Below are 25438 nucleotides of genomic sequence, written 5' to 3'. Positions count from 1 at the left end.
CCTCCCAGATTTGGTTTACATGGAACCTAGAACCAAAGTTGGTTACACGTCAACTAATCTGAGCGCCATGGGTGACCCGCGCTGGTTGGATGACGCCGAGTTCCGGGCCTGGCTCGGCTACCGCCGGATGCGGCTGCTCCTGGACGCCCAGGTGAGCCGTGATCTGCTGCGGGATTCGGGGCTGTCAGCCCCCGACTACGACGTGCTGTCGAACCTGTCGTCGACCGAGGGGCACCGGTGGCGGCTCACCAAGCTGGCCGAGCGGATGCTGTGGTCGAAGAGCCGGCTGTCGCGGCACATCTCACGGATGGAACAACGCGGCCTGGTGACCCGCGAGGAGTGCGAGACGGACGGCCGCGGCGCCGTGATCGTGCTGACCGAGGAGGGGCTGCGGGCCATCGAGGCGGCAGCCCCCGATCATGTGGAGTCGGTACGCCGCCACTTCATCGACCTGCTGACTCCGGAGCAGATCGACGTCCTGGGGGCCGTCGCGAGCACCGTGCTGACCCACCTGGGCGAGGAGAGCGACTAGGACACCCAGATGGGGCTCCAGTCGGCCACCTCGTGGAAGCGGCGCAGCTCGGAGAGCCCGGACAGGATGCCGCACCAGGCCGCGTACGGCGACCGACCGAAGCCGCTCTGCACCAGCGTCAGCCGCGTCTTGCCGCCGGACTCCGCCAGCTCCCAGGTGCCGATCCCGGCGCCGCCCCAGTCGACAGACAGCCGGCGCCCCGGCTCCAGCTCGACGATCTTCGCCGGGTCGGGGTTGTTCTCCAGCCCGCCCATGGCGAAGCGGCCGCCGACGTACGGCTCGATCTCGATGGGGAACCCGAACCAGCGGGTCGCCGACTCCGAGTCGATCAGCGAGTCGAAGACCTTCTCCGCGGAAGCGGCGATCAGCACTTCCGCCCGCAGGTCGGAGGCGGTGAAGTCGGCCTTCGGGGTCAGCGGGCGGCCCGCGAGGTGCTCGGCGAGGTTCGCCAGCATGAGGCACCAGTACGTCTGGATCACCCCGCGGATCGTCGACTCCGCGAGCGCCTCCTGGAAGTCGAAGTGGGTCTGCGACACCGACACGACGGTCGTCTCGGGTCCCTCCTCCGCCAGGCCGAACTCGACCGTGGTGTCCTCGCCGTCCAGCAGCCAGGAGAACCGCACCGTGCGCTCGTCGACGTGCAGTGGGCGCTGGTGCGGCGCGTCGCCCTCGGGGGTGTACCGGCCCCAGAACGCGTAGCGGTCCGGCAGGTCCACCTCGGCGTGCTCGGCCAGCCAGAGTCGCATCGTCGCGGCGTCGGTCAGCGCGTGGTGCACCTCCTTCACCGGTGCCTGGACACGGGCGCGGACAGTCATGGGCTCACTCATGTTCGTCTCCCTTGGGGTAGCAGGCGACGGCGAGCTTGAAGGCGTCACCTTCCGCTCCGCCGTACCTCGTGAACAGGTCTTGCAGCATCCCCTGCAGCTCGTTCAGGAACTCCTGACGGTCCTCGGGGCGCACGTGGATCTCCCCCGACAGCCCGATCGACGGCAGCTCCGTCGCGGTCCTGTCGAGTCCCGCGATGTCCGCCTGCACCTCTTCCATCAGGTCCAGCAGGTAACCCAGGCTCAGCTCGTCCTGCGTCCTGCGCAGACCGATCCGGCCGACCAGGCGGGGTGACAGCCAGTACGAACGCGCGCCCGCCTGGTAGATGCCCTCGTGGACACCGCGCACCTTCCGCTCCGACACCAGGTCGACCAGGCCCGCGTCCACCAGCCGTTTGACGTGGTAGTAGACGCGCTGTGGCGTCTGACCGAGCCGGGCCGCGACCTCTGTGCAGGTGCGCGGCTCGGCCAGTTGCCGCAGCACCTCGACGCGCTGCGGCTTGAGCAGCGCCTCGGCCTGCTCGATCTGTTCCAGGTACAGGACATCTCTCATCGCAAAAACCATCCTTTACATAAAATAGTATTTTGTCAATAGGGCATGCTCGAAGGAGCACCGCGCATCGGGGTCGATCAGGGCCAGGAGCTGTCCTGGTCGGGGTCGCCGCCGTTCGACAGCAGGCGGAGGTCGGCCTCGACCATCGTCGCCACCAGTTCGTCGAACGGCATCGTCGGCTCCCAGCCGAGCTGCACCCGGGCCTTCTTCGGATCGGCGCACAGCAGGTCGACCTCCGCCGGCCGATGCAGGGCCTGGTCGGTGACGACGTACTGCTCCCAGTCCAGGGAGGCCGCGCTGAAGGCGGCCTCGACCAGCTCGCGGACCGACTTCATGCGCCCGGTGCCGATCACGTAGTCCTCGGGCGTGCCGGCCTGGAGCATGAGGTGCATGGCCCGTACGTAGTCGCCCGCGAAACCCCAGTCCCGCCGGGCCTCCAGATTGCCGAGCCGGAGCTCGTTGTCGAGGCCGAGCTTGATCCGCGCCACGCCGAGCGAGACCTTGCGGGTGACGAACTCGGCACCACGCCGGGGCGACTCGTGGTTGAACAGGATGCCGGAGACCGCGTACATGCCGTAGGACTCACGGTAGTTCTGCGTGAGGAAGTGTCCGTACGCCTTGGCCACGCCGTACGGCGAGCGCGGATGGAAGGCGGTGCGCTCCGTCTGGGGCGTCTCGCTGACCTGGCCGAACATCTCCGACGACGAAGCCTGATAAAAGCGGATCTGGCCGGAGCCGGAGGCGGCGCCGCCACGCGACACGCCCGAGCACACCCGGATGGCCTCCAGCATGCGCAGCACGCCCATCCCCGTCACCTCGGCCGTGAGCTCCGCCTGCTCCCACGACATGGGCACGAACGAGATGGCACCCAGGTTGTAGACCTCGTCGGGCCGAACCCGTTCCACCGCCGAGATCAGCGACCCCTGGTCGAGCAGGTCACCGCGGACCACCTGAACGTCGGCCAGCAGCTTGCGCAGCCGCGACACGCGCGGGTTGGCCTGGCCACGCGCCAGCCCCCACACCTCGTACCCCTGACCGAGCAGGTACTCCGCCAAATAGGAACCGTCCTGGCCGGTGATGCCGGTGATCAGAGCGCGCCTGGCCAAGGGGTCCTCCCACTATCACGACCGCGTCCGTTTGGACGGGAATGTACAGCTAAGCGCCTCGATGCAGCGCCCAAGACTCCTAGAACACGTTCCACCGAACCACGCTCGGTCGCGCCAACATCGCAGTTCGCACGGCCTTTGGCGGCAGTTGTGAACAATTCCAGATGACCTACCGAATGGTAGCCTTCTCGGACTAAGGTCATCTTCACGGTACACGCCCATCTCTGGGTGCTTACCGGGCGAGAAAGGGGTGTCCGTGAGCGACACGCTGCGGATCGCACTGCTGTCCTACCGCAGCAAGCCGACCTGTGGCGGCCAGGGTGTCTACCTCCGCCACCTGAGCCGCGAGCTGGTCGCCCTTGGGCATCACGTCGAGGTGTTCTCCGGCCAGCCCTACCCGGAGCTGGACGAGGGCGTGATCCTCCAGAAGGTGCCGAGCCTCGACCTCTACCGCGACGAGGACCCGTTCAGGACCCCGAAGCTGCACGAGTACCGCGACTGGATCGACTGGCTGGAAGTCGGCACCATGTGGACCGCCGGGTTCCCCGAGCCGCTGACGTTCACGCTGCGGGCGCATCGCGAGCTGAAGAAGCGGGTGGGCGACTTCGACGTCGTCCAGGACAACCAGACGCTCGGCTACGGCCTGCTCGGCATCCAGAAGCTGTTCCCGGTGGTCGGCACCATCCACCACCCGATCAGCGTGGACCGGCGCATCGAGCTGGAGGCCGCCACCGGCGCCAAGAAGCTGACCATGCGCCGCTGGTACGCGTTCGTGAAGATGCAGGCCAAGGTGGCGCCCCGGCTGAGCCCGATCCTGACCGTCAGCGAGTCGTCGCTGGCCGACATCCACCGCGACTTCAACGTCCCGCAGGCGAACATGCGCCTGATCCCGCTCGGCGTCGACACCCGCTATTTCCACCCTCGCCCCGACAAGCCGAAGAAAAAGGGCTCGATCGTGGCGGTGGCCAGCGCCGACTCCCCCATGAAGGGCGTCGCCACGCTGCTGCGGGCCGTGGCCAAGCTGGCCACCGAGCGCGACGTCAGCCTCACCGTGGTCAGCAAGCCGACCGCCGGCGGGCCCACCGAGCAGCTCGTGCAGGAGCTGTCGCTGCAGGATCGGGTCCGCTTCGTGCACGGCATCTCCGACGACGAGCTGGGCGAGCTCATCGCCACCTCTGAGGTCTCCGTGGTGCCGTCGTTGTACGAGGGGTTCTCGCTGCCGGCCGTGGAGCACATGGCCTGCGCGACCCCGCTGGTCGCCAGCCGTACGGGCGCGCTGCCCGAGGTGGTGGGGGACGCCGCGATCCAGGTCGCGCCCGGCGACGCCGAGGAGCTGGCCGCGGTGCTGCGCCGCCTGCACGACTCTCCGGAGGAGCGCGAGCGGGTGGGCAAGGCCGGATACGAGCGGGTCATGGAGCGTTACACCTGGCGCGTCGTCGCCATGAAAACCGTCGAGGCGTACCGCGAGGCCATCGCGGCCCGCCGTACCCGCTGACCGAAGCTTCGAGATTTCAAGGAGATCGATAAGTGCTGACGGTGGACTTCGCCCGGCTGCCGGTCGGGCCCGGCGTGCGCGTGCTCGACCTGGGTTGTGGTGGTGGCCGGCATGCGTTCGAGGTGCTGCGCCGGGGCGCGGACGTGGTCGCCTTCGACATGGACCAGTCCGAGCTGGACAGCGTGGCGGCCATGTTCGTGGCGATGGACAAGGCGGGTGAGGTGCCGCCCGAGGCCAGTGGCGAGACCGTTCAGGGGACGGCGCTGGACATGCCGTTCGAGGACGGCTCCTTCGACCGGGTCATCGCGGCCGAGGTGCTGGAGCACATCCCCGACGACATGGCCGCGATGCGGGAGATCTTCCGGGTGCTCAAGCCCGGCGGCACGGCCGCGATCACCGTGCCGAGCTTCCTGCCCGAGCGGATCTGCTGGGCGCTGGACGAGGACTATCACACGGCCCCCGGCGGACATGTCCGGATTTATACGTTGGCTGAGCTGTCGGCGAAGCTGAAGTCCACCGGCTTCCGCATCGGCCCCCACCACCACGCCCACGGGCTGCACGCGCCGTACTGGTGGATCAAGTGCGCGGTCGGCGTCAACAACGACGACCACCCCCTCGCCAAGGCGTACCACGAACTGCTGGTCTGGGACATCATGAAGCGCCCACCGCTCACCCGGCTGGCCGAATCCCTGCTCAACCCGCTCATCGGCAAGAGCGTGGTGCTCTACGTCAGGAAGCCCGCCGCGTGATCTCACGCGAGGAGGCCGTTCAGACGGCCTTGAGCATCTCAGCGATCCAGCAGGACGACGGCGGCGTGCCCTGGCCGGAAGGCCACGTGGACGTGTGGAACCACGTCGAGTGCCTGATGGCGATGACCGTGGCCGGCCTGCGCGACCCCGTCACGCGGGGCTACGACTGGCTGGCCCGGCACCAGCGCGACGACGGCTCGTGGGCGATGAAGCTGGTCGACGGCGTCGCCACCGAGCCGGGCGGCGAGTCGAACCACGCCGCCTACGTCGCGGCCGGCCTCTGGCACCACCACCTGGTGACGGGCGACCAGCGGTTCACCGAGCTCAGGTGGCCGATGGTCAAGAGGGCGCTCGACTACGTCGTGGGGCTGCAGACCGAGCGCGGCGAGATCGTCTGGGAGCGTGACGCCCAGGGCCGGGCCTCCTCCTACGCGCTGCTCACCGGCTGCTCGTCGATCCACCAGGGCCTGCGCTGCGGCGTCCTGCTCGCCGACCACCTCGGTGACCCGCAGCCGCACTGGGAGCTGGCCGCCGACCGCCTGGCCCACGTGCTGGCCGCGCACCCGGAGGCGTTCACCGACAAGAGCCGCTACTCCATGGACTGGTACTACCCGGTGCTCGGCGGCGCCGTCCGGGGGCCGGCGGCGGAGGAACTGCTGGAGCGGGAGTGGAGCACGTTCGTGGTGCCGGGGCTGGGCATCCGCTGCGTCTCGGACCAGCCGTGGGTGACGGGCGCGGAGACGTGCGAGCTGGCGCTGGCCCTCGACGCGCTGGGCGACCGCGAGCGTGCCGCCCGGCTGTTCGCCGACATGCAGCACCTGCGCCATGAGGACGGCTCGTACTGGACAGGGTGGCAGTTCGCCAACAACCGCCACTTTCCGCACGAGCGGAGCGGATATACGGCCGCGGCGGCGGTGCTCGCGGGGGACGCGTTGTTCGCCTTCTCCCCGGGAGCGGGGATCTTCCGCGACATCAGCGCCGCCTCCGTCTCCCCCGCCGACCCGCATCTGTGTGGCTGCACCCCCGCCCGTGCGTGATCTTGTACGCGCAAGGGCTTTTGCGGGTTCTTTGCCGGGAAATGCGGAGCGGCACCGCTGAACGCCCCATTGCGGTTACTAGCTTCGTGAGTGGCCGTACGAGGCGTCTTCGGGGGAAGCGTGGGCGACACGGGCACAACAGCGTTCTTGGAGCAGGACAGGACTGAGCCGACGCTTTCGCCGGTTCACGGACTACGGAAGCTGCTGCTGAGGGAGCGGTCCGAAGCCGATCTGGCCCGGCGGAGGTTCCGGCTACGGCAGGGACATTGCCGGGTGGTCGTCGAAGGAGCCGAGCGGTCATACCTTTTCGGGTTCAACGCCGCTGTTTCGCGTGAAGTCTGCAAGATCGATGAAATGTCGCCTGAGCAGCGGAGCTTCGCCTATGAGGGGGCCGGTGCCGCCTGCACCGTGCTCGATCTGCTCACCATGACCCGGGGCCGGCGCCTTCACGAGCTACTGGCCGGCCCCGCCCAACTTCACCCGCACGCCGTGCACGTGGGCGCCGGGCGCGGCTACGCGCTGCTGCGCCTGCGGCCCATGTGGGGCGTCCGGCAGACGCACCCGCTGTTCCGCTGGCTGGCCGTGGACGGGTTCGGGTTCCAGTGGAGCCTGGCGCGGGCCGACCGGATGGTCGGCGAGCGGACTATGCCCGATCTGCTCACCAGGGCTCACTGCGCGATCTTCGATCAGGGCCTGGGCCGCCTGCTCTGGTATCACGAGTGCGCCTCGCCGGACGACGTGGCCGCCAGGATCGCCTCCTTCCCAGCGGGCCGGCGGGGCGATCTGTGGAGTGGTGTCGGGTTCGCGGCCACGCACACCGGTGGCGCCAACGCCGACGAGCTGTGGTGGCTGACCGATCACGCGGCAGCCGACGGGTTCCGTGCCCATCTGGCCCAGGGGTGCGCGTTCGCCGTGTCGGCCGGGCTCCAGGCGGGGACACTGCCGGGCCACGTGGCGCAGGCCGCACCGATCCTGGCGGGCGCGGAGCCCGACGAGGCCGGCGCGTGGGCCGAAGGGGCGCTCATCGAGCTCGGCCACGTCCCGCATACCCACGAGGACTTCCAGTCCTGGCGGGCCCACACCCGCAGAGCGTGGGCACGCGGGAGGCGGCGCTAGATCCCCGGAGCGACCCGCTCCAGGACGCGTAGCGAGCCCTCGGCCGAGGTCTCGGCGAACGCGCCCGAGGCGAGCGCCCGCAGGTAGATCCGGTAGGGAGCCTGGCCGCCCGCGGCCGGGTCCGGATAGATGTCGTGGAAGACCAGCGCACCGCCCGGCATGACGTGCGGCGCCCAGCCCTCGTAGTCGCGCGTCACCGGATCGTCGGAATGGCCGCCGTCGATGAACAGCATGCCCAAAGGCGTGTTCCAGAGCCGGGCCACCTGCTCCGAGCGGCCCACTATGGCGATCACCTCGTCCTCCAGCCCGGCGGCGGCGATCGTCTGGCGGAACGTCGGCAGCGAGTCCATCTTGCCGAACCGCGGATCGACCAGCGTCGGGTCGTGGTGGGCCCAGCCCGGCTGGATCTCCTCCGAGCCGCGGTGGTGGTCCACGGTGACGACCACGGACCCGGCAAGCCTGGCCGCCGCCCCGAGGTAGACGGCCGATTTGCCGCAGTAGGTGCCGATCTCGCAGATCGGCCCGAGTTTGCCGTACTGGCAAGCCGCCTCGAACAGGGCCAGGCCCTCCCCTTCCGGCATGAATCCCTTGGCATGCTTGGCTGCGTATCGCAGTTCAGGCGGCATCGTCATAGGGATGCACCCTAGTAGAACCGAACAACATTCCAGCGCCCCCTTGCCCGGCATTCTGCAACCTGTTCTACTTGGCAACGTGAATCAGCGCGCTCGCATCGCGATGTCCGGAGACGAGGTCACGGCCTTCCTGGAAGGGGCCCGCAAGCTCCAGCTCGCGACCATCAACCCGGACGGCACGCCGCATCTGGTGACCATGTTCTACGGGCTCGACGAGGGGCGGATCGCCTTCTGGAGCTACGCCAAGGCGCAGAAGGTCCGCAACCTGGAGCGCGACCCGCGGGTGAGCTGCCTGGTCGAGACGGGCGAGGACTACAACGAGCTGCGCGGCGTCCTGCTGTACGGCGAGGCCAAGCTGGTTGACGAGCCCGAGCAGGTCCTGGCCATCGGCTTGCTGGTCGCGCGCAGGATGACCCCGGGCGTGGCGGACGAGCTCCTGCTGCCTTATGTCGAACAAACCGGACGAAAGCGGGTTGCATACGTCGTCGAGCGCACCAAAGTGATCTCATGGGACCACAGGAGGCTCACATGAAGATCAAGGTCGATGAAATGGTCTGCGAAGCCAATGCCGTGTGCATGGGGCTCGCACCCGAGGTGTTCGACGTGGATGATGACGACCAGTTGCACATCCTGCTCCCGGAACCGCCGCCCGAACTCCTGGACCGCGTCCGTCACGCGGTCCGGTCCTGCCCCAAAGCCGCTCTTTCCCTTGAGGAATAGCTGGAGGAGGAACCCCCCATGCGCGCCGCCCTTCTGCACGCCGTAGGCGACGACAAGCTCGACATCCGCGACGATGTCACCCTCACCCCCGTCGGACCGACCGACGTACGGGTGCGGATCAAGGCTACGGGCGTCTGCCATTCGGACCTGTCGGCCATGTCCGGCGTGCTGCCGCAGCCCGTACCGCTCGTCCCGGGTCACGAGGGCGCGGGCGAGGTGGTCGAGGTGGGCGAGCATGTCAGCTCGGTCCAGCCGGGCGATCACGTGATCATCAACTGGCGTCCGTCCTGCCAGGACTGCGACCTGTGCCTGGGCGGCCAGCCGTACCTCTGCATGAAGTACGTGATCGAGGCGTTCACCAAGGGCAACTTCCGCTTCGGCGGCGACCAGACGGCGTTCGGGATGGCCGGGTGCGGCACCTGGGCCGAAGAGATCGTCATCCCCTGGCAGGGCGCGATCAAGGTCGACGCGGACATCTCGTGGGAGGCGGCCGCGCTGATCGGCTGCGGCATCACCACCGGTGTGGGCGCCGCCATCAACACCGCCAAGGTACGGCCCGGCTCGACCGTCGCCGTCATCGGCTGCGGCGGCGTGGGCCTGTCCGTCATCCAGGGCGCGCGCATCTCCGGCGCCCGGACGATCCTGGCGATCGACCCCCTCGCGTCCAAGCACGAGCTGGCCAAGAAGGTCGGCGCCACCCACGCCGTCACCCCCGAGCAGGTCCCCGAGGCGCTGAACGAGCTGACCGCCGGCAGCGGCTTCGACTACGGCTTCGAGGTGGTCGGCAAGGCCGCCACCATCCAGAGCGCGTGGCAGGTCACCCGCGCGGGCGGCGAGGTCATCGTGGTCGGCGCGGGCGCGGCGGACGACATGGTGTCGATCTCCGCGTTCAGCCTGCTGTTCGAGGGCAAGAACCTGCTCTCCAGCCTGTACGGCGAAGCCGACGTGCGGCACTACTTCCCCTACTTCGCCAAGCTCTACAAGGCCGGCCAGCTCGACCTGGAGTCGATGATCAGCGCCCGGATCCGCCTGGCCGACCTGAACGACGCCGTGGCCGCGCTCAAGGGCGGCGAGGTGCTGCGCCAGATCGTCCTCATGGACTGAGCCGTTCGAAGCCGTCCAGCATCGCGGTGAGGCCGAGGTCGAAGTGCTGGTCGATGCCCACGGCATCGGCGCTTTCAGCGAGCAGGTTGTAGCCGGGCGCCCCGGGCTCGGGCTTCCGGCTACGCCGCCGCGCGCCCAGCTGGACGGCGGCCAGGCCCATCGCGTGGCCGATGGTGTAGTCGCGCAGGGAGCGCGTCATCTGCAGGGCGACCTCGGGCGCGAATCCGGCCTCCCGCAGGGACGCGAGCGTCCGGTTGCCCGTGGCGATGGCCTTGGCCGACCGGATCGGCCGGGACGCGAACACCGGCACGGCATGCGGGTGCGCGGCCAGCGTGTCCCGCATGCGCCGGTAGGACTGTTCGAGCAGCGCGCGCCACGTGCCCCGCCAGGGCAGCGAGTCGACTCCGAACTCGTCGAACATCAGCTCGGCGACGGCGTCGAACAGGGCCTCCTGATCGTCGAAGTAGTAATAGACCGCCATCGGGTCGACGCCGATCTCGGCACCGAGCTTGCGCATGGAGAACTTGCCGAGCCCCATGGAGTCGATCACCGACAACGCGACACCCGCGATGTACTCCTGGCTCAGGGTGGGCTTCGCGGCCTTGCTCATGAGGAAATTATCCCGGAAGCACGCCTTGACCTTGACCCTGCGTCAGGGTCGGACCATCTCCTATGTACGCCATACAGAGGAGAAGACACATGACACCCCCCGTAGGACAGCTCTACGACGTCGCAGGACGGCGCCTCTTCCTTCACCGCTCGGGCAGCGGCGGTCCCAGCGTGGTGTTCCTGCCGGGAGCCAGCGCCGTCGGCCTGGACTACCTGAACATCCACGACCGCGTCGCCGAGTTCACCATGTCAGTCCTGTACGACCGCGGCGGCACGGGCTGGAGCGACCGGATGCCGCTGCCGCGTACCGCCTCCGAGACCGCCACCGAGCTCCGGGACCTGCTGCGGGCCGCCGGCGTACCCGCCCCCTATGTGCTGGTCGCGCACTCCCTCGGCGCGGCCCACGCCCGCCGTTTCGCGCAGCTGTTCCCCGGCGAGGTGGCCGGCCTGCTCCTGGTGGAGTCCTTCTACGAGGACTGGGACGTTCACATGCCCGAGCACCTGCACCTCGAGCGGACCCGTCAGCCGGAGCCCGGCCGGCTCCAGCTGTGGTTCATCAGCCGGCTCGCCCGCGGCTTCTACCGGCGCATCCTCGCGGGCTGGCCCGCGGAGCTCCGTGACCTGCTCGTCGAACGCCACGTCAGCCCCGAGTGGTGGCGGATCGGCGTACATGAGCGGAGCAACCTGCCGCAGCTGCGCGACGAGCTCCGGGACGGCGGACCCCTGCCCGACGTGCCGCTGATCGCGCTCACCGCGCTCGGGGAAGATCCTGGCCTGAAGCTGTTCATGTCGAAGAAATCCCGGCGCGACCTGAACGACGGCAAACGCCGTCTCTACGATGCCCTGGCCGGCTCGGTCCCGCGCGGTGAGCATCGTACGCTCGATGATGCCAGGCACAGCACCGTCCACACCGACCGCCCGGACGCCGTCGTCCAGGCGATCCGGGACCTGCTCGACCGGGCGGCCAAGTAACCGACAGAAAGGACGGCGTCGATGCTCACCATCGGTCAGCTCGCCGCTCATGTCGGCGTGACGGTGCGGGCGGTCCGCCACTACCACCAGCACGGCCTGCTCGCCGAGCCCGCGCGCGACGCCTCCGGCTACCGGCGCTACGACGCGCAGGCCGTGGTCGATCTGATCCGGATCAAGACCCTGGCGGCGGCCGGCGTGCCGCTGGCCCGCATCGACGAGCTGCTCAACGCCCAGCCCGACGAGTTCGCCAAGGCCATCGCCCGGATCGACCAGGCGCTGGAGGACAAGATCCGCGACCTCACCCGCCACCGCCACCGCATCGCCGAACTCGCCGCGGGCGAACGACTGTTCCTGCCTGCCGAGATCGTCGACATTCTCGACCGGCTCCGCGCTCTCGGCGTCAGCGAACGAATGGTGCGGATCGAGCGTGATGTCTGGATCCTCGCGGTGGCTCTCAGCCCCCAGGACGTGTCCGCGTGGGTGGCGGGTAAGAACGCCGTCTTCGACGACCTCGACTTCCAGCGCGTCTATCTCGCCTGCGACGAGGCGTTCGACTGGGATCGCAGCGACCCGCGACTGCACGAGCTCGCCGCCGCCATCGCCGACTGGGAGGCGCGACGGGGCGAGGAGCAGAGCAGGACTGAGACGGTCGGCTTGATGTTCTCGCACGTCATCGACTCCTCACCGGCGTGGCAGAGGGCGCTGGAACTACTCCCCGGAGAGCTGGCGAAACGGGAGAAGCGGCTCTAGACCGGCGGGTTGAAGCGGTGGTAGCCCGGGGCGGTCCAGCCCGCCGAGACCGAACCCGCGAGGTGTACCCACTTCTCCACCTCGAACCGCACCAGCCGCTGCGCCCCCGGCACGTCCCCCGGATCCCAGTCCACCCGGGCCCGGCCGGTCAGGTGCAGCGTCTCCCCGCGCTCCCAGTCCACGAACAGCAGCCCGGCCGCCGGGTTGACCTCCAGGTTCCCCAGCGTCATGTACATCGAGTTGCCGACATAGTCCGGGAAGACCAGCGACCCAGGCCCCGTGACCTTCACGAACCCTGGATTGCCGCCCCGGTGCGAGACGTCCGCGCCGAGCTGCTCGGCGCCCGTCGCGATGAAGAACGTGTCCGCCGCGCCGATCCACGCCTGATGACGCGCTGTCAGCGTGGTCCCGGCGCCGAGGCCGGCCGGGGTGCCGCCCGGAGCGGTCGTGGGCTCGCGGGTCTGGATGTATTTGGGGCAGTTCGAGTAGACCTGCTCCGTCCACACCACCAGCGCCTCGCCCGCCTGTACGGCCGTGCCGTTCACCCGCATCCTGCGCCGCGTGTGGGGCTCGATGGCGAGCAGGCCGAGGTCACGTTCCCCGGTGAACAGCCCGTGCAGGGGGTCGGGCGCGCCGGGCAGGGCGCGTACGACGATCGTGCGGTCGTCCTCGGCGGAGGCGAAACCGGCGGGGCCGGTCAGCACGCTCGCCCAGAGCCGGCCCAGGTTGTCGGCCGCGCCGGCGACGAGCAGGCGCTGCTGCCGCAGGAACTCGGCCGCCACCTCCGGGATCTCCGGGCGGGTGCGCGAGCTGCCGAGCTCCCCGCCCCGCGCTCCCGCCCGCCGCTGGACGGCGACCTCGCCCGGATGCGGCCCCATTAGAAGAACCCGCAGGTCGGCGCGCCAGAGGTGGGCGCGGGGCGGTCGCCGGCGCCGTCCGGGGCGAAGATCTCCAGGCGGATGCCGTCGGGGTCCTCGAAGAACACGCCTCCCGAGGACGCGCCTTCGCCGTGCGGCACGACGCCGTCGTGGTGCAGGGTGGCTCCGATCTCCCTGATGACCGCCTCAGCCTTCCGCACCGCCGCGAGGTCGGCGACCCGGAACGACAGGTGGTGGAGCCCCGGCCGCGTGGTGGCGAAGCGACCCTCGCTCTGCTGCCAGAGGGTCAGCATGAGCGTGCCGTCCTGGACCAGGAACGCGTAGCGGCGCCCCTCGTGCTGTTGCTCGCCCGCCGTGGTGAAGCCGAAGACGCGCTGGTAGAAGTCCAAGGACTTGGTGAGGTCGGTGACGTTGAGCCCGATGTGCCCGGTCTGGAACGACGACATTCCACACTCCCTCATCATCTAACGCATGAACGACCGATTGGCCGTTAGAAAGAACTATATAACGGCAAACCGGCGTCGCAAGCGTTAGATGCGGACTACTTCTTGTGCTCCCGGTAGTGCCTGGCCGCTCTGGCGCGGTTGCCGCAGGCGGTCGAGCACCACTCCTGACGTGGGTGTTCCTTCACGAAATAGAGCACGCAGCGTGGGGCCTGGCAGGTACGCAACTGCCCCCGTTCGGGCCCCGCCAGGAACTCGACAGCCGCCGTAGCGAGCGCGGCCCGGACCCGTGCCGACGGCTCGGCCGGCACGGCTGGCACGACGACGAGGGCCGGCTCCCCGCTCCAGGACAGTTGCGGGGCTCGCGGGGCGGCCAGAGCGGCGGCGTTGACCAGGGCCAACGACTCCGCGAAGCCGGGCAGGGCCGCCGCGTCCGCCCGGCTCGGCGGCTCCGGGGCCACGGCCTCGGCGAACAGCGCACGTACGGCCTGGCGCAGGCGTACGGTCTCCTCGCGCAGTGCCTCCGTGGCGGTGAAGCCGGGATCGGCGTCGAGGTCGGCCGCGTGCGCGCGTACCCAGGTTGTCAGGCCTTCGACATCGGACAGGCGGTCGACCAATCCGGACCGCTCCGCCCTGATCGTGCTGACGAAATCGAGGGTCAAGGACATTCCCCCAATCTAACGCCTGCGGGCACCGTCAACCGTGAGAGACCGTGAGTGTCACATTTTCCGCGGTTGGAGTGTCTTATAGGTAGCCGCCCGACCCGCCTGTGAGTCCAGGCGTCCGCGCAGGGGAGATGAATCCCGTTGGTGTCCATCCCGGAAGTCCCTTACACCGACCCCACCAGCTGGCGGATCGCCATGGAAGCCAGCGCGGCGAGCCTGTCGATGAGCACCCTGAACGGCCCTCGGCTCCTCGACGAGCTGCCGTGGTTCCGGGGTTCCTTTCGGCTGACTCCGGCTGGGCTACTGGCGGGATTCACCCTGCGACTGCCGCTGCCGACCCGGCCGACGTGGCTGCGGGAGGAGGAGACGGCCGAACTGCTGTGGGAGTCGGTGAGCCTCGAAGCCGCCGGGATCCCGAACCAGTTCAGCGGGCGGACCCGGCTGCGGCTCGGCCGACGGGAGACCTTCACGAGCGTGTCCGCTCTGTGCGCCAAGCTTCCCGTCGGCCGTTCCGGCCGCCCCTACCTGAAGATCGTCCTGGAGACGGTGTTTCCGTCTTTGAGCATGCGCTGGCCGCGCGAGGCACGACTGCGGCCGGTGACGCTCAAGCTGTTCAGCGAGATCCGTTTCGCCGAGACCACCCCGCTGTCGTGATCGCGGGCCCGTCACGCTGTCGCCGCCCTCTGTCCTGCTCGGCGGAGTTCAGCTAATGAGTCAGCGTACGGTCATCGCCCGCGAGCTCTACCTCTCCACGCCCGTGACCGTCATCGAGGGGGACCTTCTCGCCCCCGTACGCCTTCGACATCCGGCCCCGTAGTCTGCCCAGAGGGCCGCGCATGCCCTTCGGCGGGATGCCCGCGCTGTCGGGCTCGGCGACCGCCAACATCGGCACCGGCTCCTTGCCCCGCACGTGTGCCTCGATGTCGTCCGCCGCCGGCACGTGGGCCTCGACGAACCCACCGCCGGGCAACCGCTTGATCACACCCGATTCAACGCCATGGGAAATGGTGCCCGCGTCGTAGCGCTGGAGCCCCAGACACATCCGGTAGGTGATCACATACGCCAGCGCGGGCGCCACGAAGATCAGCACCCGGCCCGCGTACGTCGTCACATTGAGGCTGATGTGGAAATTGGCGGAGATCTCGTCGTTGGCACCGAGGAGCCAGAGCACGCCATAGAACACGACGGCCGTCATGCCGATCGCCGTGCGGTGCGGGTTGTCGCGCGGGCGTTCGGCGAAGTTGTGCTCGCGCTTGTCCCCCGTCACCCACTGCTCCAGGAACGGATACAACGCCAGACCCGTCAGGACGACGCCCAGCGGCGCCAGCGCCGGGATGATGACGTTGAGCGGCAGTGTGCCCGCATGGTCCGTGCCGAACAGGTTGATCTCCCACGGCCCCATGATGCGCAGCGCGCCTTCGAGGAAGCCCATGTAGAAGTCGGGCTGCGAACCCGCCGACACGTCGGCGGGCGTGTAGGGCCCGAACAGCCAGATCGGGTTGATCTGGGCGAACGTCGCCAGCCCCGCGATCACCGCGAACGTAAACAGGACGTACGCGCCCGCCTTGGCCATGAACGCCGGATAGAACGGCGCCCCCACCACGTTTCGGTTCGTCTGAGTCTTGCCGGCCATCTGGGTGTGCTTCTGCATCCACATGAGCACGAGGTGAGCGGAGACCAGCGCCAGGATGATGCCCGGGATGAGCAGGATGTGCAGCGAATAGAACCGGGAGATGACATCCCCGCCCGGGTACTCCCCTCCGAACAGGAAGAACGTCGCGTACGTACCGACCAATGGCAGCGAGACCAGCACACCCTCGGTGATCCGCAGACCGGCGCCGGACAGCAGGTCGTCAGGCAGCGAGTATCCGGTCAGCCCCTCAAGGAGCGCCAGCGTCAGCAGCAGCACGCCGATCACATGGTTGAGCTCGCGCGGCTTGCGGTAGGCGCCGTTGAAGAACACCCGCAGCGCGTGCACAAGAGTGCTCGCCACGAAAAGCAGCGCCGCCCAGTGATGCATCTGCCTGAGCAAGAGGCCACCCCGGACGTCGAAGCTGAGCTCCAGCGACGACGCGTAGGCCTGGGACATCAGGACGCCCTTGAGCGGGGCGTACGACCCGTCGTAGGCGATCTCCGCCATGCTGGGCTTGAACCAGAACGTCAGGAACGTCCCGGTCAGTAGCAGGAGAACGAACGCATACAGCGCGATCTCCCCCAGCAGGAACGTCCAGTGGTCGGGGAAGATCTTGCGCATGTTGCGCTTGAGGAAGTTGGCCGCGCCGAGCCGCTCGTCGAGGAAGTTCGAGGGGCTTGAGACGGCCTTCGGGATGGTCTTGAGCTCGTTCATCCGTGATCTACCCTCACGCCGACCTCCGCGTCAGGAACTGTGGACATGTCGCTCCCCGTTCTCGTGAACCTCTCCCCGTATAGACACGGCAAAGCGTGGAAATGTGACATGTCCGCCCGCGGCACGGAACTTCGGTATCTGTGCGTCGAGGAAGCCGCGCGACCGGATCACCTCGTCGGAGCAGGCAGGGCAGGAGCCCCAGTTGACCGCCGGTTCGGGCGGTCCTGCCGCGGCCGTCGCGTTGGGCGTACCTGCGAGCAGGAACGCCTGCGCGAGGGGGCCTGCCGAACGGACGTACTCAGGTGGTGGCCAGGGCGATCGTCGGGGACAGGCGGGCGGCGCGCATGGCGGGATAGAGGCCGGCGATCGTGCCGATGACGAGCGTGGCGCCGACCGCCCCGCCGATCGCCCACGGCGGCACGACGGGTGGCCAGCCCCGCGACACCGCGTACCCGGCCGTGGCCAGGGCGCCCAGCACCGACCCGGCGACGCCGCCGAGGGCGGAGAGCAGCAGGGATTCCGCCAGGAACTGGATGCGCACCTGCCCCCGGGTGGCCCCCAGGGAGCGCCGCAGGCCGATCTCCTTGCGCCGTTCCAGCACCGAGATCACCATCGTGTTCGCCACGCCGACCCCGCCGACGAGCAGTGCCACCGCGCCGAGCCCGAGCAGCAGGCTGGTGAACGCGTCCGCGGCGGCGGCCCGCGCCGCCAGCGCGTCCGACGGTCTGCTGACCTCGACCTGCTCCGGGTTCTCCGGGTTGACGGTACGCGGCAGCACCGCCCTGACGGCCGCCACCGCCTCCTCGCCCGAACGCTCGTAGATCGTCGTGGGGTGCCCGTCGAAACCCAGGTACGTCTCGGCCGCGGGGAACCCGAGGAGCACCGAGCGTTCGATCTCCGGGGCGAGCGGCATCGGCCCCAGAATGCCGATGACGGTGAACCATTGGTCGCCCATCCACACCCGCACGCCGATCCGGCCGAGGCCAAGCCGCTTGGCGGCCGCCGAGCCGAGCACAACGGCGGGTGCGCGTTCGGTGGCGGCGTTCAGCCATGTTCCTTTGGCGACGTCGCCCTCCAGCGTGGTCAGCAGCTCGGCGCTCGCCGCCTGGACGGAGATGCCGCCGGTCACCGCCTCGGGGATGTGGTCCGTGCGCCGTACGGTGGCATCGACCGTCCCGGTGGCCGAGGCCGTGCTGACGGGACCGATGCGCTCGACCGCGCTGAGCGCGGAAACGGGCAGCTCGGCCTTGTCGCCGAACAGGGTACGGCCGGGCGCGGCGGTGAGCAGGTTGGTGCCGAGCCGGTCGAGCCGGCGCAGCAGCTGCTCCCGCGACGAGGACGAGATACCGATCACCGCGATCATGGTGGCGATGCCGATGGCGATGCCGAGCGCGGACAGGACCACCCGGGCGGGGCGGGCCCGCAACCCAGCCGCCCCGACCCGCAGCACGTCAACGGTGCTGAGTCGGGAAGGGGACAGTCTCGCGCGCGTCACGGGCGGGCCCCCTTCGACGGGTTCGCGCGTCGCAGGCGGACTCCCCTCGACACCCTCGCGCGTCACGGGCGGGCTCCCTTCACGGCCTCCTCGGGAGAGCGGCGGAGGGCGCCGCTTTCCGGAGGGCACCGGCTGTCGTCGGCGATGATCTGGCCGTCGCGGACCCGGACCTGCCGCGGGCACCACTCGGCGATCTCGGTGTCATGGGTGATGATCGCGATCGTGGTCCCGGCGGCGTGCAGGTCGCTCAGCACCCGCAGCACCTCGGCCCCCGAGTGCGAGTCGAGGTTGCCGGTCGGCTCGTCGGCCAGTAACAGCGGCGGATCACCCACCACTGCCCTGGCGACCGCGACCCGCTGCTGCTCGCCGCCTGACAGCTGGTTCGGCGTGTGGTCCAGCCGGTGGTCCAGTCCGACCCGGGTCAGGGCGGCCTCGGCCCGCTCACGGCGCTGGCGCAGCGCGGTGCCGGTGTAGAGCAGGCCGTCGGCCACGTTGTCCAGCGCGCTCACGCCGACAGCCAGGTGGAACTGCTGGAACACGAACCCCAGCTGACGGGCGCGCAACGCCGACAACTCCCGGTCCGACAGCTCGGCCACGTCGTAGCCGGCGATGCGCACCGTCCCCGACGTCGGCCGGTCCAGGGTCCCGATCAACTGGAGCATGGTCGACTTGCCGGAGCCGGAAGGACCGACGATGGCCAGCAGTTCCCCGTACTCGACCGTCAGGTCCACACCACGAAGCGCCTCGACCTGTCCGCCGTAGACCTTGGTCACGCCCCGCAGCTCAACGATGCTCATTTCCCCAAGGCTCATTTCCCGAAAGCTCATTTCCCCAAGGCTCATTTCCCGAACGCTCATGGGGCGGGCACCCCGACCTTCGTGCCCTCCGCGATGCCCGGGCCGCTGATCTCCACCTTGCCGCTGCCGAACGCGCCGACCCGCACCGGCACGATCCTGGTGGCGGAACCCTCGACGACCTCGACGCCGAACCCGCCCTCGCGCAGCGCCAGCAATGCCTCGACCGGCGCGGCGAGCACGCCCTTGCGACGTTCGCTCTCCAGCTCGACGTCGACCGGGGCCTGGTCGAGCTTGGTATGTGGCGTCCTGCTCAGCGTGATGTCGACATCGACGGTCGTCTCGCCGCTGTCCTGCCCCTGCCCGGACTGGGCGGACTTGGCGACCGTACCCACCGAGGTGATCTTCCCGGTGATCCGCTCGCCGCCCGGCAGCTTGACGCCGACCTTGGCACCCTTCCTGGCCAGTTCCTGGTAGTCGGTGTCGAGATCCACATGGACCAGCCGCCGGATGCCGCTGACCGTGAGCACCCCCTGACCCGGGCCGGTATGCCCGCCGACCTCGACCTTCGTCTCGGTCACCCGGACCGGGGCGGGCACGAACACGACCTGCGCCGCGTCCACCTGCCCCGTCCGCCGTAGACCCAGGTCGTCCTGCCACTGCCTGACCGCCAGGTAGGTCGCGTAGGTGAAGCGCTGGTCCACGGTCAGGTAGTCGCCGTAGCCGAGCGCCTTCAGATTGCGCTCCAGTTGCTCGACGTCCGGGCCGTCGCTGACGCCCTGCTCCAGCCGCCGGTAGAGCGGCAGCTTGCCGTACATCAGCACGAGCGGCTTCCGGTCGACCTTGAGCAGCGGGTGGCCACGTCGGATCACCGCGCCCTCCGCGGCCACCCACGTGACCGTGCCGGCGACGCCGCCGGTCAGAAGGCGCTCACCGGAGTAGGTGAGCGCGCCGTCCACGGTCTTCGTGTCCACCAGATCCTGCCGGGCGATCGCCGCGGTGGCCGGAACCGGGGCCTTTCTGGACAAGGCCGTGCCAGTGCCGGTGCCGCCACCGTCGAGCAGGGCCAACACCGCCCAGCCAGCCGCAGCCGCGAGCAGGGCGGCACCGCTGAACGCGAGGACCTTCCTCATTTCGCGAGCGGGATGTCGCCCGCGAACTGCTTGCACGCCGCCTGCGCGTCCTTGACCTTCTGCTCCGGGGTTCCTTGTGGAACATTCAACTCGACCCGCCCGTCTGCGGTGGGGTCCGGCATGTCGATGCCGTGCTGGCGCATGCACTGGGCGAACTTGACCAGCAGGTCCCGCTTCTGCGGATCGAGCCCCTTCCCCTTCTCGCCTACCGCGGCCTGCATGAACTGTTTGCACGCATCCTGAGCCTTCTGCACTTTCTGCTCTTCCCCCGGGCGTTGCTGAATGGCGACCGGGCCGTTGGGCTCGGGGTCGGGCATGTCCACACCGTGCTCGCGCATGCACTGGGCGAACTTGAGCCCCGCCGCCTGCCTGTCGGTGGACGCCGACGCCGAGGACGAGTTCGACACTGCGGGACTGGCTGTGCTGCCGCTCGCGCTGGCGACGTCCCCCTCACCGGCCTTCGCACCGCACGCGGTGAGGGCCAGGGCCAGTACGGGCACGGCCAGCAGTAGACGGATGCGCATATCTCTCCTTGTTGGGTGGCTTTTAGGTATGTCGTTCGCCCCCACGTCTCTACTTGGACCGAGCACCGAGAAGCGTTTCAACACCCGGAAACGCGAACGGAGCCCTCGGGGGGATCACCACCCGAGGACTCCGTGAAGGGCGCGCGCTACCTGCTCGCGATATAGAAGTTCATGTCGGCGTAGTCGAAGGTGATGGCGTAGGGCTTGAAGAACTCATGGGTGAAGTTGGCGATCGTCTCGAACCCGAAAAGCTCAAGCCACGGCCAGCCGCCGACGACACCGGGAATGTTCCGGCCGACCTTGCGGCCGAGTCTTATCCTGGCCGGAGTGATCGGGTAGCTCGTCATCCCGCCGCCTGGCGTCGGGTGTTCGTAGTCGATCTCGATACCGGCTCGTTTCGCGTTCTCCTCGGTCGTCATGACGCCCATGCCCATGCCTCCCGTGTCGAGGGAGGCCACCCGTGGCCCGTAATCGTTGAGGCTGCCCAGCGTGCAGGGGACATGGTCACCCGCCAGCCACAACGGCAGCCGATCGGCCTCGGCACGCCTGGCCTCCAGCTGAAACTCCCGCAGTTGTGCTCCCGTCTTCCGCCGCAGGACGAGCGCCTGCTTCGCATAATCCATCGTGGCCAGGAAGTGATAAAGCAGCGTGGTCCCGATGACGCCCGAGGGCCGAGAGCCGTCCGGCAGGTTCGGCATTCTCAGGTCGTACCAGACGACCGGAACATTGCGCAGCACGATGTCACCCAGCCGAAACGACTCCATGACGCCGTGATATGTCGTGAGGGTCTGCCCGGCGGGATGACTCGTGCTGGTGGACACCGCGCGCAGACCGGCCTGCTCCGCCATCTCCGTGGAGAAGGCCAGCGTCGCCCCCGTGTCGATGAGGAAGTTCTTCTGCTCACCCCCATTCACCGCGCCTTTGACGCAGGGCAGCGGATCGACGCACACGAAGGGAACGCGCGTCTGCTGCGCGCCCCGCAGCTCATACGGCGTGCCGGACACGGCGGCGTACTGGGTGGCGAATGCCGCGTCACTCGGATCGCCGGTGCCCCGCAGCAGCGGAACCGCGCGGGCGACCTTGTCCTGCCGGACGAAGCATTCCGCCAGTTGCCGCTTCGAGAAGTTGTCGCCAGGGGCCAGATCGATGGCCTTGGTCAGGAACCTCTCGGCGTCTTCGAACTGGTTGGACAGCAGCGCGATGCGTCCGCGCTGCGCCACGGCGTGCGCGTTGCCGGGATCCTTACGCAGAAGGTACGCATAGCCCCGATCGGCCTGCTTGAACTCGCCGCTCTTGAAAAGCTGGTCGGGGTCGATACCCGATGTCGCGGAACTCAAGGCCACGGAGAGCGGCGCGCTCGTCCGGGGCGCCCCCAGTTGCTGGAGCATCACGCCGGCGCCGACGGCCAGACCGGCCCGCCGCAGGAACTTACGCCGATCCATGCTCTCGTCGTCGAACCATGTCGACGCTGATCGGTGTCGAGTCATGGGAGGCATTGAAGCCAGCAGCCTGTTTCTTCCCCGTTTCCTGCCTCGTGGAAGGTGTAGATGAACCGGCCGAAAGTACCCCCTTGCCCGTCGTGAATCCTGCTTTCGACCCGTGCCCTCCTCGGGGCGGCCTTGCAGGATGAGGCCCCATGCAACGCGAAGATCTCCCCCCGCAATCTCATCCCACGGGTCCGGCTGCGCCCTCCTCCGGTCGATCCCGGATCATCGCGCTCGACGTGCTGCGCGGGCTCACGCTGTGCGAGATCCTGCTCGCCAACATCCAGTTGATCGCCAACCACGGCACCGCGGTCGCGACGAAGCCCATGGGTGACTGGGACCCCTGGCTCGGGCTCCCGACCTTCTCCCTGCTGTTCGGTATCGGGTTCTCCCTGCTGCTGGGCTCCGCCGCGAACCGAGTCCCCCGCCCACGGCTGGTCCTGCTGCGCCGCCTCGTGGCGATGCTCGCCATCGGCCTCGTGCACATGCTGCTGTGGCCGGGCGAAATCCTGACCAAGTACGCCATCGTCGGCGTGCTGGTGCTGCTGCCCTCGACCTGGCTGCCGCGATGGGCCGTGGCCGGCCTCGCCGCCGCACTCATCCCGGTGTCACTGATCAACGGGGGCGGGCCCCTGCTGATCGCCGGACTGTTCCTGCTGGGCTCGGCACTGGTCCGCTACGGGGTCGTCGAAAAGATCGACCGGTCCATCCGAGGTCCGCTCCTGCTGGGCTTGGGCTTCGCGGCGGCGGTGGCCTGTGTCCTATGGGTACAGGCCGCCATGCACACCGAGGCGGACACGACGCAGCCGTCCTTCACCTCCGGCCTGGCCGAGCTGCTGTTCATCGGCGTGTACGTATGTGCCCTGCTGGTCCTGCTCCGAACGCCGCTGCGACCGGTGCTGCAGGCTCTCTTCGCGCCACTGGGCCGGATGGCACTGACCAACTATCTGACCGCCACACTCCTCGTCCTGGCGGCCAGCCGACTCCTCGGCCTGCCGATCGGCCAGTCCTCGCAGACGGCGTTCCTGGCCGCGGGAGCCATCCTCACCGCCCAGTGGCTTCTGTCCACCCTCTGGCTGCGCCGCTACCGCCAGGGCCCCATCGAGTGGCTCTGGCGCTGGGCGACCTGGGCGCACCGCCCGCCCCTCAGCGTTCGTTGAGCGGCTAGAGCGGCGGCTCATCTGGTGTGGACGGGCTGGGTGACCACCACACCGTTAGGATCGGGTCATGCCTTTGACGGTGGATGACGTCGACCGGTTCGAGCTGTCGAGGCCCCGTCTGGGGGCCATCGCCTACCGTCTCCTCGGCTCCGCGGACGAGGCGGAGGACGTCGTGCAGGAGACGTTCCTGCGCTGGCAGGCCACCGACGTCGACCGCGTCGAGGTCCCCGAGGCTTGGCTGACGAAGGTGCTCACCAACCTGTGCCTCAACCAGCTCACCTCCGCGCGGGCGCGCCGCGAGACCTACGTGGGCCGATGGCTTCCCGAGCCGCTGCTCGCCGGCGACCCGATGCTCGGCCCGGCCGACACCGCCGAGCAGCGCGAATCGGTCTCGTACGCGGTCCTCACCCTCATGGAGCGCCTGTCCCCCAACGAACGGGCCGTGTACGTGCTGCGGGAGGCGTTCGACTATCCGCACCGGGAGATCGCCGAGATCCTCGCCATCACCGAGGCAGCCAGCCAGCAGATCTTTCACCGCGCCAAGAAGCATGTCGCGTACGGCAAGGCCCGCGCCGAGATCGACGAAGCCGCCGCCCGGCGGATCGTCGAGGAGTTCCTCGCTGCCGCCACCAGTGGCCAGACCGATGAGCTCGTACGCCTGCTCACCAAGGACGCCATCTCCATCGGCGACGGCGGAGGGAAGGTTCCGGCACGCACCAAGGCGTTCGAGGGAGCCGTCGCGGTCGCGAAGTTCATGTGGGGCCTGTTCAAGCCCGCCGAGGCCAAGCGCGCCGTCGTCGGCGGCTCGCCCGAGATATACGCCTGGACCGCCAATGGCGAGCCCGCCGTTGTGGCCGTCGTGGCGGGCCGGGTCGTCGCCATCCTGTGCCTGGAGGTCACCGCCGAGGGCATCACCGCCTGCCGTACCCAGGCAAACCCCGACAAGCTCGAACGCGCGACCGAGCAATGGGCGGCGGCAAGCCATGGGGAGCCCCTGCTCGTCATGTGACGTGTCTCACATCGCGCGCCTGTCAGGAAACGGCGAGCCATCCGGTTCAAGTGACGAATCCGAACCGGACAGGAGCCCGAAATGAAGCACCGCATCATCGTTCTGGGAGCCGGATACACCGGAGCCAGCGCCGCCGGCCGCCTCGCCAAGCGGCTGCGCCGCGAGGACGTCGCCATCACCCTCGTCAACGCCGAGCCTGACTTCGTCGAACGCGTCCGCAACCACCAGCTGGCGACCGGCCAGGACCTCAAGCCCCGGCCACTCAGCGAGATCTACGCCGGCACCGGCGTCGAACTGAGGCTCGCGCAGGTCACCGGCGTCGACGTCGACCGCAAGACCGTCGCCATCACCGGCGCGAACGGTGCGGAAGAGCTGGAGTACGACACCCTCGTGTACGGCCTCGGCAGCGGCTGGAACAGCCAAGCCGTACCCGGAACCGCCGAGCACGCTCACCAGATCGCCGGCCGTACCGGAGCACTCGGGCTACACGAGCGCCTGGCGAGCCTCGATGCCGGACAGACCGTGGTGGTGGTCGGCGGCGGGCTCACCGGCGTGGAAGCCTCAACCGAGATCGCCGAAGCCCGCCCGGACCTCGACGTCGCCCTCGCCGCCAGCGGCAGCCTCGGCGACTGGCTCTCCCCCAAGGGCCGCGAACATCTACTGACGGTCTTCGGCAAGCTCGGCATCACCGCGTACGAACACACCGCCATCACCGGGGTCGAAGCCGACCACGTCACCACCGCCGACGGCAGGATCATCCCCGCCGCGGTCACCGTATGGACCGCCGGCTTCGCGGTCCACCCGATCGCCAAGGCAACCTTCCTGGAGGTTTCCGGCACCGGCCAGATCGTGGTCGACCGGACCATGCGCTCGGTTTCGCACCCCGATGTGTACGCCGTCGGCGACGCGGCCATGGCGATGGGCGCCGGAGACAAGCCGCTACGGATGTCGTGCGCCTCGGGAATCCCCACCGCCTGGCTGGCCGCCGACGTCATCGCGGCGCGCCTGACCGGCCGGAAGGTCCCGGACAAGACGATCGGCTACGCCAACCAGTGCATCTCACTGGGCCGCAAGGAGGGCCTGATCCAGTTCGTCACAGCCGACGACCGCGCCAAGCAGTCGGTCCTGCGCGGCCGGCTGGCCGCCGCCTACAAGGAACTGGTCTGCAAGAGCGCCGCATGGAGCGTCGCCAACCCGACACTGGGGATGCCGACCCGGCAGCACCGCGTTACGCATGAGCAGACGCTCAAGCAGAAGACTGCATGAACACAGCCCGCAGATCGCACGCACGAGGGTTGTGACCGCGG

At 69.0% G+C, this 25438-nt stretch carries 28 protein-coding genes; 14 read left to right on the top strand and 14 right to left on the bottom strand.

Annotated elements, in window-relative coordinates:
- Nucleotides 1-67: 67 nt before the first annotated feature.
- Nucleotides 68-532, top strand: a complete 465-nt coding sequence (locus ACGFNP_RS40100; RefSeq protein WP_393327821.1) for a MarR family winged helix-turn-helix transcriptional regulator — start codon at nt 68-70, stop codon at nt 530-532.
- On the opposite strand, the gene ACGFNP_RS40095 is transcribed toward ACGFNP_RS40100, so the two are convergent.
- From ACGFNP_RS40095 to ACGFNP_RS40085, 3 genes are all read right to left on the bottom strand, one after another.
- Complete coding sequence (locus ACGFNP_RS40095) at nt 529-1359, bottom strand: SRPBCC family protein (protein WP_393327818.1); 831 nt, start codon at nt 1357-1359, stop codon at nt 529-531. The two genes, ACGFNP_RS40100 and ACGFNP_RS40095, sit on opposite strands and share 4 nt — an antisense overlap.
- Nucleotides 1352-1909, bottom strand: coding sequence for a helix-turn-helix domain-containing protein (locus ACGFNP_RS40090; protein ID WP_358336991.1), 558 nt, complete (start codon nt 1907-1909; stop codon nt 1352-1354). Before ACGFNP_RS40090 ends, ACGFNP_RS40095 begins: the two co-directional genes overlap by 8 nt.
- A gap of 77 nt (nt 1910-1986) precedes the next feature.
- Nucleotides 1987-3015: a GDP-mannose 4,6-dehydratase gene (locus tag ACGFNP_RS40085; protein ID WP_358336988.1), complete on the bottom strand. Its 1029-nt coding sequence runs from the start codon at nt 3013-3015 to the stop codon at nt 1987-1989.
- 250 nt (nt 3016-3265) lie between these two features.
- On the opposite strand from ACGFNP_RS40085, the gene ACGFNP_RS40080 reads away from it, so the two are divergent.
- The 4 genes from ACGFNP_RS40080 to ACGFNP_RS40065 all read left to right on the top strand — a co-directional run bounded on the left by ACGFNP_RS40080 (nt 3266) and on the right by ACGFNP_RS40065 (nt 7412).
- Entirely contained in the window at nt 3266-4510 is a 1245-nt protein-coding gene (locus ACGFNP_RS40080; protein WP_358336985.1) for a glycosyltransferase family 4 protein, read from the top strand.
- Nucleotides 4511-4542: 32 nt separating this feature from the next.
- Nucleotides 4543-5259: a class I SAM-dependent methyltransferase gene (locus ACGFNP_RS40075; RefSeq protein ID WP_219533774.1), complete on the top strand. Its 717-nt coding sequence runs from the start codon at nt 4543-4545 to the stop codon at nt 5257-5259.
- Nucleotides 5256-6296, top strand: a complete 1041-nt coding sequence (locus ACGFNP_RS40070) for a prenyltransferase (protein WP_393327813.1) — start codon at nt 5256-5258, stop codon at nt 6294-6296. The genes ACGFNP_RS40075 and ACGFNP_RS40070 overlap by 4 nt, the downstream gene beginning before the upstream one ends.
- 90 nt (nt 6297-6386) lie before the next feature.
- Nucleotides 6387-7412 carry a DUF1702 family protein gene (locus ACGFNP_RS40065; RefSeq protein WP_393327810.1) on the top strand — a complete coding sequence of 342 codons (1026 nt, stop codon included), beginning with the start codon at nt 6387-6389 and terminating at the stop codon, nt 7410-7412.
- On the opposite strand, the gene ACGFNP_RS40060 is transcribed toward ACGFNP_RS40065, so the two are convergent.
- Nucleotides 7409-8038 (bottom strand): class I SAM-dependent methyltransferase, encoded by a 630-nt coding sequence (locus ACGFNP_RS40060; protein WP_393328708.1) that lies wholly within the window; start codon nt 8036-8038, stop codon nt 7409-7411. The two genes, ACGFNP_RS40065 and ACGFNP_RS40060, sit on opposite strands and share 4 nt — an antisense overlap.
- Before the next feature lie 85 nt (nt 8039-8123).
- Here ACGFNP_RS40060 and ACGFNP_RS40055 point away from each other — a divergent pair, with 85 nt between their 5' ends.
- The 3 genes from ACGFNP_RS40055 to ACGFNP_RS40045 are packed head-to-tail and all read left to right on the top strand — an operon-like array spanning nt 8124 to nt 9868.
- Nucleotides 8124-8576: a pyridoxamine 5'-phosphate oxidase family protein gene (locus ACGFNP_RS40055; protein ID WP_393327807.1), complete on the top strand. Its 453-nt coding sequence runs from the start codon at nt 8124-8126 to the stop codon at nt 8574-8576.
- Nucleotides 8573-8764: a ferredoxin gene (locus ACGFNP_RS40050; RefSeq protein WP_219533778.1), complete on the top strand. Its 192-nt coding sequence runs from the start codon at nt 8573-8575 to the stop codon at nt 8762-8764. The genes ACGFNP_RS40055 and ACGFNP_RS40050 overlap by 4 nt, the downstream gene beginning before the upstream one ends.
- 18 nt (nt 8765-8782) lie before the next feature.
- Complete coding sequence (locus ACGFNP_RS40045; RefSeq protein WP_358336973.1) at nt 8783-9868, top strand: Zn-dependent alcohol dehydrogenase; 1086 nt, start codon at nt 8783-8785, stop codon at nt 9866-9868.
- Here ACGFNP_RS40045 and ACGFNP_RS40040 read toward each other — a convergent pair.
- The gene (locus ACGFNP_RS40040) at nt 9858-10478 is read right to left on the bottom strand and encodes a TetR/AcrR family transcriptional regulator C-terminal domain-containing protein (RefSeq protein WP_393327803.1); all 621 of its coding nucleotides are present in this window, start codon (nt 10476-10478) and stop codon (nt 9858-9860) included. The genes ACGFNP_RS40045 and ACGFNP_RS40040 overlap by 11 nt on opposite strands.
- Nucleotides 10479-10567: 89 nt before the next feature.
- Between ACGFNP_RS40040 and ACGFNP_RS40035 the strand changes: the two genes are divergently transcribed.
- Both ACGFNP_RS40035 and ACGFNP_RS40030 read left to right on the top strand, forming a co-directional pair.
- Complete coding sequence (locus tag ACGFNP_RS40035) at nt 10568-11449, top strand: alpha/beta fold hydrolase (protein ID WP_393327800.1); 882 nt, start codon at nt 10568-10570, stop codon at nt 11447-11449.
- Nucleotides 11450-11470: 21 nt separating this feature from the next.
- On the top strand, nt 11471-12199 hold the full coding sequence (locus tag ACGFNP_RS40030) for a MerR family transcriptional regulator (protein ID WP_358336964.1): 729 nt from the start codon (nt 11471-11473) through the stop codon (nt 12197-12199).
- Here the strand turns inward: ACGFNP_RS40030 and ACGFNP_RS40025 are convergent.
- The 3 genes from ACGFNP_RS40025 to ACGFNP_RS40015 all read right to left on the bottom strand — a co-directional run bounded on the left by ACGFNP_RS40025 (nt 12196) and on the right by ACGFNP_RS40015 (nt 14188).
- Nucleotides 12196-13077: a pyridoxamine 5'-phosphate oxidase family protein gene (locus ACGFNP_RS40025; RefSeq protein ID WP_393327797.1), complete on the bottom strand. Its 882-nt coding sequence runs from the start codon at nt 13075-13077 to the stop codon at nt 12196-12198. The genes ACGFNP_RS40030 and ACGFNP_RS40025 overlap by 4 nt on opposite strands.
- Nucleotides 13077-13523: a VOC family protein gene (locus ACGFNP_RS40020; RefSeq protein WP_358336958.1), complete on the bottom strand. Its 447-nt coding sequence runs from the start codon at nt 13521-13523 to the stop codon at nt 13077-13079. The genes ACGFNP_RS40025 and ACGFNP_RS40020 overlap by 1 nt, the downstream gene beginning before the upstream one ends.
- Before the next feature lie 95 nt (nt 13524-13618).
- The gene (locus ACGFNP_RS40015) at nt 13619-14188 is read right to left on the bottom strand and encodes a CGNR zinc finger domain-containing protein (protein WP_393327794.1); all 570 of its coding nucleotides are present in this window, start codon (nt 14186-14188) and stop codon (nt 13619-13621) included.
- 141 nt (nt 14189-14329) lie between these two features.
- Here ACGFNP_RS40015 and ACGFNP_RS40010 point away from each other — a divergent pair, with 141 nt between their 5' ends.
- Nucleotides 14330-14839 carry a hypothetical protein gene (locus tag ACGFNP_RS40010; RefSeq protein WP_358336951.1) on the top strand — a complete coding sequence of 170 codons (510 nt, stop codon included), beginning with the start codon at nt 14330-14332 and terminating at the stop codon, nt 14837-14839.
- 52 nt (nt 14840-14891) lie between these two features.
- Here the strand turns inward: ACGFNP_RS40010 and ACGFNP_RS40005 are convergent, their stop codons facing one another.
- From ACGFNP_RS40005 to ACGFNP_RS39980, 6 genes are all read right to left on the bottom strand, one after another.
- Entirely contained in the window at nt 14892-16532 is a 1641-nt protein-coding gene (locus ACGFNP_RS40005) for a cytochrome bc complex cytochrome b subunit (RefSeq protein WP_393327791.1), read from the bottom strand.
- A 298-nt stretch (nt 16533-16830) separates the two neighbouring features.
- Complete coding sequence (locus ACGFNP_RS40000) at nt 16831-18027, bottom strand: ABC transporter permease (RefSeq protein WP_393327788.1); 1197 nt, start codon at nt 18025-18027, stop codon at nt 16831-16833.
- A gap of 62 nt (nt 18028-18089) precedes the next feature.
- On the bottom strand, nt 18090-18824 hold the full coding sequence (locus tag ACGFNP_RS39995) for an ABC transporter ATP-binding protein (protein ID WP_358336942.1): 735 nt from the start codon (nt 18822-18824) through the stop codon (nt 18090-18092).
- Between the two features lie 56 nt (nt 18825-18880).
- Nucleotides 18881-19954 carry a peptidoglycan-binding protein gene (locus tag ACGFNP_RS39990; RefSeq protein WP_393327784.1) on the bottom strand — a complete coding sequence of 358 codons (1074 nt, stop codon included), beginning with the start codon at nt 19952-19954 and terminating at the stop codon, nt 18881-18883.
- Nucleotides 19951-20478 (bottom strand): hypothetical protein, encoded by a 528-nt coding sequence (locus ACGFNP_RS39985; protein ID WP_393327781.1) that lies wholly within the window; start codon nt 20476-20478, stop codon nt 19951-19953. The genes ACGFNP_RS39990 and ACGFNP_RS39985 overlap by 4 nt, the downstream gene beginning before the upstream one ends.
- A 146-nt stretch (nt 20479-20624) precedes the next feature.
- The gene (locus ACGFNP_RS39980; RefSeq protein WP_393327778.1) at nt 20625-21965 is read right to left on the bottom strand and encodes an aspartyl protease family protein; all 1341 of its coding nucleotides are present in this window, start codon (nt 21963-21965) and stop codon (nt 20625-20627) included.
- A gap of 149 nt (nt 21966-22114) precedes the next feature.
- On the opposite strand from ACGFNP_RS39980, the gene ACGFNP_RS39975 reads away from it, so the two are divergent.
- The 3 genes from ACGFNP_RS39975 to ACGFNP_RS39965 all read left to right on the top strand — a co-directional run bounded on the left by ACGFNP_RS39975 (nt 22115) and on the right by ACGFNP_RS39965 (nt 25397).
- On the top strand, nt 22115-23122 hold the full coding sequence (locus ACGFNP_RS39975) for a DUF418 domain-containing protein (RefSeq protein WP_393327776.1): 1008 nt from the start codon (nt 22115-22117) through the stop codon (nt 23120-23122).
- 67 nt (nt 23123-23189) lie between these two features.
- Nucleotides 23190-24131, top strand: a complete 942-nt coding sequence (sigJ, locus tag ACGFNP_RS39970) for an RNA polymerase sigma factor SigJ (RefSeq protein WP_358336927.1) — start codon at nt 23190-23192, stop codon at nt 24129-24131.
- Between the two features lie 81 nt (nt 24132-24212).
- Complete coding sequence (locus ACGFNP_RS39965) at nt 24213-25397, top strand: NAD(P)/FAD-dependent oxidoreductase (protein ID WP_393327774.1); 1185 nt, start codon at nt 24213-24215, stop codon at nt 25395-25397.
- The last annotated feature ends 41 nt before the right edge of the window (nt 25398-25438 follow it).

The sequence above is a fragment of the Nonomuraea sp. NPDC049269 genome (assembly GCF_043197155.1).
Lineage (GTDB): Bacteria > Actinomycetota > Actinomycetes > Streptosporangiales > Streptosporangiaceae > Nonomuraea.
Note: the sequence above shows the minus strand (reverse complement) of the source record. Positions and strands in the feature narration are given on the sequence as shown.

Bases quoted from the DNA above. Each gene is read 5' to 3' on its own strand.
- ACGFNP_RS40090 (WP_358336991.1), bottom strand. From the start codon at position 1,909: ATGAGAGATGTCCTGTACCTGGAACAGATCGAGCAGGCCGAGGCGCTG.
- sigJ (WP_358336927.1), top strand. From the start codon at position 23,190: ATGCCTTTGACGGTGGATGACGTCGACCGGTTCGAGCTGTCGAGGCCC.
- ACGFNP_RS40050 (WP_219533778.1), top strand. From the start codon at position 8,573: ATGAAGATCAAGGTCGATGAAATGGTCTGCGAAGCCAATGCCGTGTGC.
- ACGFNP_RS39980 (WP_393327778.1), bottom strand. From the start codon at position 21,965: ATGACTCGACACCGATCAGCGTCGACATGGTTCGACGACGAGAGCATG.
- ACGFNP_RS40060 (WP_393328708.1), bottom strand. From the start codon at position 8,038: ATGCCGCCTGAACTGCGATACGCAGCCAAGCATGCCAAGGGATTCATG.
- ACGFNP_RS40025 (WP_393327797.1), bottom strand. From the start codon at position 13,077: ATGGGGCCGCATCCGGGCGAGGTCGCCGTCCAGCGGCGGGCGGGAGCG.
- ACGFNP_RS39965 (WP_393327774.1), top strand. From the start codon at position 24,213: ATGAAGCACCGCATCATCGTTCTGGGAGCCGGATACACCGGAGCCAGC.
- ACGFNP_RS39995 (WP_358336942.1), bottom strand. From the start codon at position 18,824: ATGAGCATCGTTGAGCTGCGGGGCGTGACCAAGGTCTACGGCGGACAG.
- ACGFNP_RS40095 (WP_393327818.1), bottom strand. From the start codon at position 1,359: ATGAGTGAGCCCATGACTGTCCGCGCCCGTGTCCAGGCACCGGTGAAG.
- ACGFNP_RS40005 (WP_393327791.1), bottom strand. From the start codon at position 16,532: ATGAACGAGCTCAAGACCATCCCGAAGGCCGTCTCAAGCCCCTCGAAC.
- ACGFNP_RS40015 (WP_393327794.1), bottom strand. From the start codon at position 14,188: ATGTCCTTGACCCTCGATTTCGTCAGCACGATCAGGGCGGAGCGGTCC.
- ACGFNP_RS39985 (WP_393327781.1), bottom strand. From the start codon at position 20,478: ATGCGCATCCGTCTACTGCTGGCCGTGCCCGTACTGGCCCTGGCCCTC.
- ACGFNP_RS40035 (WP_393327800.1), top strand. From the start codon at position 10,568: ATGACACCCCCCGTAGGACAGCTCTACGACGTCGCAGGACGGCGCCTC.
- ACGFNP_RS40020 (WP_358336958.1), bottom strand. From the start codon at position 13,523: ATGTCGTCGTTCCAGACCGGGCACATCGGGCTCAACGTCACCGACCTC.
- ACGFNP_RS40100 (WP_393327821.1), top strand. From the start codon at position 68: ATGGGTGACCCGCGCTGGTTGGATGACGCCGAGTTCCGGGCCTGGCTC.
- ACGFNP_RS39990 (WP_393327784.1), bottom strand. From the start codon at position 19,954: ATGAGGAAGGTCCTCGCGTTCAGCGGTGCCGCCCTGCTCGCGGCTGCG.
- ACGFNP_RS40040 (WP_393327803.1), bottom strand. From the start codon at position 10,478: ATGAGCAAGGCCGCGAAGCCCACCCTGAGCCAGGAGTACATCGCGGGT.
- ACGFNP_RS40045 (WP_358336973.1), top strand. From the start codon at position 8,783: ATGCGCGCCGCCCTTCTGCACGCCGTAGGCGACGACAAGCTCGACATC.
- ACGFNP_RS40030 (WP_358336964.1), top strand. From the start codon at position 11,471: ATGCTCACCATCGGTCAGCTCGCCGCTCATGTCGGCGTGACGGTGCGG.
- ACGFNP_RS39975 (WP_393327776.1), top strand. From the start codon at position 22,115: ATGCAACGCGAAGATCTCCCCCCGCAATCTCATCCCACGGGTCCGGCT.